Below are 1,261 nucleotides of genomic sequence, written 5' to 3'. Positions count from 1 at the left end.
ATCTCAAACCACTATTTTTTATTTATTAAGACTTTTTTTTAGATACTACGACTAAACGACTCATAGTCATCACTCCTGTTATTTTCTCTTTTTTGTTGTAATGCGGTGGTTATCATTTCAAGCCAGCTCCAGACATCCGGCACACCCGCCAGTCGCCATGATGCCTGAGTTGCACCTGTGCCAATTTTTACTGACATTCCGCCCAGTCGGTTAACGACTGCGAAGCCAGATTCATCGGTTAAATCATCGCCCAGAAATACGGGCGTTCGCCCGATAAAGGGAGCTTCCTGCATAAAAGCTGCAATTGCCTCACCTTTACTGGTACCTCTCGGTTTGATCTCGACAACACACTTTCCCTGCTGTAACGCCATTTGTGGCCAGATCTGAGTAATACGTTGCGCTAATGTCATTAATGCGTCTTCATGCTGCGGAGCCTGACGATAATGCAGCGCAAAAGCCATCCCTTTCGCCTCCAGCTCCGCGCCGGGATACTGAGCGATGACTGTATGCAGTTGCACGCTAATATCACGCGCAATCGCATCCGGCAGATGAACGATATGTGTTTTACCATTGATGTCACGGCGCTCCGCCCCATGCACGCCCGCTAACGGGAAGCGATAAGGTTTTGCCAGTGCGTCAAGCTCCACCATTGAGCGCCCTGATATCAATGCCAATGCACCATCACTTGCGGTTGCCAGTAGCTGTAGTCCTTGCAGAATATTGTCAGGCACGACGACCTGATCGGGATGCGGTTTGATTTCCGCCAGCGTTCCATCAAGATCAAAAAACCAGGCATATTTCGCGGATAGTTCAGGGGTTTCGGTTAACGGTTCTGTCATTTTTTCCTCCTTAGTTTGGCATCAAGAAAGTAACACCAGACGCACTTACAGTACGTTCATGTCCCCACCAAGTTGTACCATATCCGCCTTCTTTGATAGTAATTGTACCATCTGAATTAACTGATTTTACAATAGCTACGTGACCGTAAGGTGAGTTTGCATATCCAACAAAATCAGCTGAGAAGCTTGATGCGATAACACCAGGAGCAGCTCCTACAACATGGAGCACGCCTTGGGCAGGTCCATTAGAAGCCCATTGTCCACCATTACCAGGCATGATATTTCTGATATAAATTCCTTGTGCAGCAAAGTATTGCCATACATAGTCAGTACATCCACCACCAGCATAAGGATTTCCAATTGGTGAACTATTTATACCGCTACCACCAGTAGTTGTTCCTCCAGTATTTCCAGTACTAGTG

2 protein-coding genes are annotated in these 1,261 nt (G+C 46.9%); both read right to left on the bottom strand.

The window, feature by feature from the left end:
• Positions 1-38 precede the first annotated feature (38 nt).
• Entirely contained in the window at positions 39-839 is an 801-nt protein-coding gene (gene otsB / locus CEV31_RS12315) for a trehalose-phosphatase (protein WP_001295645.1), read from the bottom strand.
• A 10-nt stretch (positions 840-849) separates the two neighbouring features.
• Positions 850-1,261: CHAP domain-containing protein (locus tag CEV31_RS12310; protein WP_143850924.1), on the bottom strand; the 412-nt coding region annotated here is incomplete at its 5' end.

This window comes from Brucella thiophenivorans (assembly GCF_002252445.1).
GTDB lineage: Bacteria > Pseudomonadota > Alphaproteobacteria > Rhizobiales > Rhizobiaceae > Brucella > Brucella thiophenivorans.
This window is presented reverse-complemented; position numbering and strand designations above follow the sequence as displayed.